This window comes from uncultured Kiloniella sp., assembly GCF_937128705.1.
Classification (GTDB): Bacteria; Pseudomonadota; Alphaproteobacteria; order Kiloniellales; family Kiloniellaceae; genus Kiloniella.
The window spans coordinates 1-5,239 of record NZ_CAKZMP010000244.1; the positions used below are offsets into that span (position 1 = coordinate 1).

Below are 5,239 nucleotides of genomic sequence, written 5' to 3' on the forward strand. Positions count from 1 at the left end.
GGCTGAAAAGTGCGCTTCACTGTAATTCTCCGTTATCCGGAAGGTTATTGAAAATAGTGGTCGGTGTATAAGCGGGCGCTGAGCATCTGTCAACGCCTGTCAGCCAGATTCAATGGATTCCCTGTAAAAACAGAAGTATTTTTCTGAATTATGCCGGGGATCACTACGAAAAAAGCTGATTCCAAACCACCGTTGGGCTGGTTCTATCAAGGTTTTAAGGTAATTCACAGTACTTTTTTTGCCTCTATAAAGATAAAAGTAGGGAGTTTCGTTATAAACTGTGCACTTAGCTCCTCTCGTTTGATCACATCCCTGTGTGAATGGCTTGATAGGCTTGTATTTTAAGTTATTACGTCAAAAATATACTTCTATGATAGATACCGATACTAGTATGACCGAAACAAACGAAGATAATAAAAAGCGCGCCTCTTTGCTCAAACGCTTGCTGCCACTTCTTATATTGGTTGCAGGGTTGATTGCCGTTTACGCATTGGGATGGCACCAATATCTCAGCTTTGACGCATTGAAGGAGAATAGAGAGGCATTGAACGGATTCGTTCAAGATCGTACTTTCTTTGCCATTGTTTCTTTTGTCGCTCTCTATGCCATAGCGATAGCATTTTCGATTCCCGGTGGTTCGTTTCTAACCATTGCGGGGGGATTCCTTTTTGGAACATGGTTTGGTGGTATCTATGCCGTCGTTGCCGCGACGATTGGGTCTACCTTGGTGTTCTTAGCGGCAAAGACAGCATTTCGTGATATCTTGCGGGAAAAAGCACAAGGCTATCTGAAAAAGATGGAACAAGGCTTTCACGAAAACGAACTGAGTTACCTTTTGATCCTCAGATTGGTTCCTTTGTTTCCATTTTGGCTGGTTAATCTTGTTCCTGCTTTTGTGGGCGTTTCTCTTAGAAACTATGTAATTGCAACATTTGTTGGCATCATTCCCGGAACCTTTGTTTATGCATCTGTTGGGAATGGTTTAGATGCTCTGTTCCGAAGTGGCGGCACACCTGATTTAGGTATTATCCTCAAGCCAGAGATACTTTTACCTATATTGGGTCTTGCACTTCTGTCCTTCATTCCTGTCCTCTACAAAAAATTTGGCAAGAAAAACCAGGCTTAATTATGGCCTGTATCCTCGGGGTGCTGAATAAGGCTCTCGGTTGATTCGGTGGCTTGTATGGTTTGGGAATCGTAAAGAACATTTAATTTAAGGACTTCTCCATGGAAAATAACACGATCAAAACAGATATTTGCGTTATTGGTGGTGGGTCAGCTGGTTTGTCTATTGCCGCTGGTGCGGTTCAAATGGGTGCAGACACCGTGCTTGTCGAAGCGGGTAAAATGGGGGGCGACTGCCTAAATTATGGCTGTGTTCCCTCCAAGGCGCTTCTTACGGCGGGCAAAGCTGCTCGTAGCTGGAGAAAATCACCTGAATTTGGTGTGAGCTATGATCCGCCAGAAGTAAATTTTCAAAAAGTCCATGATCATGTGAAAGAAGTGATTGCTGATATAGAACCACATGATTCTGTCGAACGTTTTGAATCGTTAGGTGTTAATGTTGTTCAAGCGTCGGGTCAGTTCATTGATGCGAAGACATTGAAGGCTGGCGATACGACAATTCAGGCGCGACGTTTTGTGATCGCGACGGGATCGCGTGCAATGATTCCGCCAATCAAAGGCATTGAAGAGGTCCCGTTTCTGACCAACGAATCTGTTTTTGATCTGACGGATTTACCAAAAAAAATCATTATTGTTGGTGGCGGCCCAATTGGGTGCGAGCTGGGGCAGGCTTTCCACAATTTGGGAAGTGAGGTCTCTATTGTTGAGATGGCAAGTATAATGCCAAAAGACGATCCCGATCTGGTATCTGTTATTCGTGATCGCTTAGCGGGTGATGGGATCTCTCTCTTGGAAAAGACGAAAGTTCTCTCCGCGAGTAAAAGTCCTGATGGTGTGAGCCTTCGTGTTGAGGCCGACGGTGAAGAGCGTGAAATTAACGGTACACACCTTTTGTTAGCAGCGGGACGTATTCCCAATCTTGAAAAGCTTAACCTTGAATCTGCTGGCGTCAAATATGAACGACAGGGTATCACTGTTGATAAAGGCCTTCGAACTTCTAACCGTAAGATTTATGCGGCCGGGGATGTAACTGGTGGCTATCAGTTTACGCACATGGCGGCCTATGATGCGGGTATTATTATTCGAAGCGCTTTGTTTCGGTTACCGGCAAAGGTCTCATACAATGCTGTGCCATGGGTAACCTATACAGACCCCGAGTTGGCGCAAGTTGGTCTATCTGAGGCTGATGTAAAAAAGCAGGGCGTTCAGCACAAAATTCTTAACTGGTCTTTCGCGGATAATGATCGTGCTCGGGCGGAACGTCGAACCGAAGGAAAGATCAAGGTGATCACGAGCCAGAAAGGTAAAATTCTGGGGGCGTCTATTGTTGGAATTCAGGCCGGTGAATTGATACTGCCTTGGGGACTTGCCTTGTCCAAAGGCTTGAAAATCGGCGACATGGCAAATGTGATTGCCCCCTATCCAACGCTTTCTGAAGTCAGTAAACGTGTGGCGGGCAGCTACTATACAGAATCGTTGTTTAGTGATCGTGTGAAGAAGATTGTTCGTTTTCTTGCCAAGTTTGGATAAGCTTCACTTAATCTTTGAAAATGAAATAGTGAGCTCATGGCCGGAAAAATTCAACTGCCACCCTTTATCACCAGTTTGTCAGCGAAGCTATTGGTGCTGACGGCTATCTTTGTGTTGTTGGCAGAAATTCTGATCTTTGCGCCTTCCATAGCTCGGTTCCGGTTTGTCTATCTTCAAGAACATCTCGCGGATGCCCACCTAGCCATACTTGCTCTAGATGCAACCGATGACATGATGGTGAGTGAAGATCTTGAAAAAGAGCTTCTGAGCCACGTGAATGCTTTGGCAGTTGCCCTGCAAAGGCCCGGGCAGGGCAAGCTGAAGCTTATGAGTAGTGCAGAGGTCGAAATTGATGAGACTTACGACTTGAGAGAGGAAAGTTTCTTTGGCCTGATAAAGGATGCTTTTGTTGCTCTTGGTCAAACACGACATCGTATTCTTCGAATCATAGGCCCCTCGCCAAAAAATGACGAGGTTCTCGTTGAGGTGGTAATGAGCGAAACACCCATGCGTTGGGATATGTATGAATATTCCTGGCGGATTTTGGCGCTTTCTTTGGGGATTGCGTTGATGACGGCGGCGCTTGTTTTTATCAGTCTGCATTGGTTAATGGTCCAGCCTTTACGACGGATCACACGCAGCATGATTAAATTCAGAGATGCCCCAGAAGATGCAACTCGTATCATCAGGCCATCCTCTCGAACTGATGAAGTCGGGATCGCTGAATCCGAACTGGCATCAATGCAGGTTTCGTTACAATCCTCTTTGGGGCAGAAAACCCGGCTGGCGGCGATAGGCACTGCTGCGGCCAAGATTAACCATGACCTGCGAAATGGGCTGGCCACGGCTCGGTTGATTTCTGATCGTTTAAACCGAAGCGAAGACCCAGAGGTTCGAGAGGTGGCGCCTGTTTTACTGGCGGCGATTGACCGGGCTGTTCATATCTGTGGGCAGATGCTTAACTTTTCCAAAGAAGGTACACCACAGCTCGATATTATGGACTTTGATCTTCACGAACTGGCTGGTGAGGTCGCGGATACGCTTCAAGTTGCCGAATCTGTTGATATCACTGTCCAGAATCATATACCGCCGGGCACGAATGTTTCAGGTGACTGGGAGCAGCTTTACAGGGTTTTTGAAAACCTTGCTCGAAATGCAGAACAAGCTGGTGCCAAGACCGCAGAGATTCGACTGCAAACCGAGCTGGATTGTTTGATTGTCTCAATCGCTGATGATGGGCCGGGAATCCCGCCGGAAACCCGATCAAACCTTTTTAAACCGTTCAAAGGCTCTACACGTAAAAACGGGTCTGGCTTGGGACTTGCTATAACCCGGGATTTAATGCGGGCACACGGCGGGGATATCTGGCTAGATGTTTCCGAACTTGGCGGAGCCTGCTTCTGTTTAGAACTCCCCATCAAGTCTAGTGTATCGAACTCTAAGTCACAGTTATTTGGTTAATTTACAGCTTTCAGAACTCAATATTCATAAGAAATTTATTGTCGCCAAATTGCTCGATTACTTTCCATCCCATTGCTCGGTAAATTTCTGGAGTCAGGGTATAAAGAAATAATTGTTTTTCTTCCCGATCACGTGCGACCTCTTCAACGAATGCGACTAGCTTTCGAGCAACACCTTTACGTCGATGGGCAGGAGCGACATACGGAGCTGCCAACCATGGACGGCAATTCTTATAATCTTCGTGATCGTTTTCAATTAAGAGAGCCGTCCCGATAGGCTTGTTCTTGGATAACGCGACAAAAGCTTGCTCAGGATTATCGTCCTTAGTCATACGTTGATAGCTTTTGAGAACGTTTTCCTTTGCCCAGCCGTAACTCTTTCCCCAAGTTATGTATTCCCAATCAGCGCAGATTTCGATGCAATCAGGATGATTACGAAGGAAATCTACGTTGATTATCATGAGGGCTAGTCCAGTGTGTAGAGTTGAAGTTTTAGGTACTCAGATTCGGGTAAGAATGGATGTACGGGATGGTCTGGTCCTGCCCCCCGGGTGAAGAGCAGGCGGGATTTTCTGGTTGCATCCAAAAGACCTTTGCGAGTCTGATCTGCAAAATTGTCGATATCCATGTGATGAGAACATGATGCCACAACAAGGTAACCACCGGGCTTAACAAGCTTGGCGGCGAGTCTGGCGAGTTTTCTATAACCTTTTGATCCTTGTTGAATATCTTTTTTGCTTTTTACAAAGGCTGGCGGATCAACAATAACGAGATCAAAGCTCTCACCGTCATTTGCCAATTTGGCAAGATGATTAAAGACTTCAGCTTTTACAAAAGTACATTTATCTGCAACGCCGTTTTCTTCGGCAGCTTTGGCAGCCAAATCCAGTGCAGTTTGGCTGCGATCAACTGTTGTGACTGATTTGGCACCTGCTAGTGCGGATTGAACTGTGAAGCCACCAGCAAAGGAGTAACAATCGAGAACATCCGCGTCTTTGGCAAAACGAGCAGCGAGTGTTCTGTTGTCACGTTGATCAAAGAACCAACCGGTTTTTTGGCCTTCTTGAAGTTCAGCAAAGAATGTTGCGTCGTGCTCAATGACCTTGATGGGGCCGTCCAGCGCG

The 5,239-nt window shown here is 46.1% G+C and carries 5 protein-coding genes; 3 read left to right on the forward strand and 2 right to left on the reverse strand.

All coding sequences use genetic code 11. The annotated features are described in order from the left end of the window. Positions 1-391: 391 nt before the first annotated feature. The 3 genes from Q0241_RS12730 (at position 392) to Q0241_RS12740 (ending at position 4,116) form a co-directional block, all read left to right on the forward strand. Positions 392-1,126 (forward strand): TVP38/TMEM64 family protein, encoded by a 735-nt coding sequence (locus Q0241_RS12730; protein ID WP_299377959.1) that lies wholly within the window; start codon positions 392-394, stop codon positions 1,124-1,126. Positions 1,127-1,227: 101 nt separating this feature from the next. Beyond that, entirely contained in the window at positions 1,228-2,655 is a 1,428-nt protein-coding gene (locus tag Q0241_RS12735) for an FAD-dependent oxidoreductase (protein WP_299377994.1), read from the forward strand. A gap of 36 nt (positions 2,656-2,691) precedes the next feature. Next, the gene (locus tag Q0241_RS12740; protein ID WP_299377996.1) at positions 2,692-4,116 is read left to right on the forward strand and encodes a HAMP domain-containing sensor histidine kinase; all 1,425 of its coding nucleotides are present in this window, start codon (positions 2,692-2,694) and stop codon (positions 4,114-4,116) included. Positions 4,117-4,126: 10 nt separating this feature from the next. On the opposite strand, the gene Q0241_RS12745 is transcribed toward Q0241_RS12740, so the two are convergent. Both Q0241_RS12745 and Q0241_RS12750 read right to left on the reverse strand, forming a co-directional pair. Next, positions 4,127-4,576 carry a GNAT family N-acetyltransferase gene (locus tag Q0241_RS12745; RefSeq protein ID WP_299377998.1) on the reverse strand — a complete coding sequence of 150 codons (450 nt, stop codon included), beginning with the start codon at positions 4,574-4,576 and terminating at the stop codon, positions 4,127-4,129. Between the two features lie 5 nt (positions 4,577-4,581). Beyond that, on the reverse strand, positions 4,582-5,239 hold a 658-nt coding region (locus Q0241_RS12750; RefSeq protein ID WP_299378000.1), incomplete at its 5' end, for a class I SAM-dependent methyltransferase.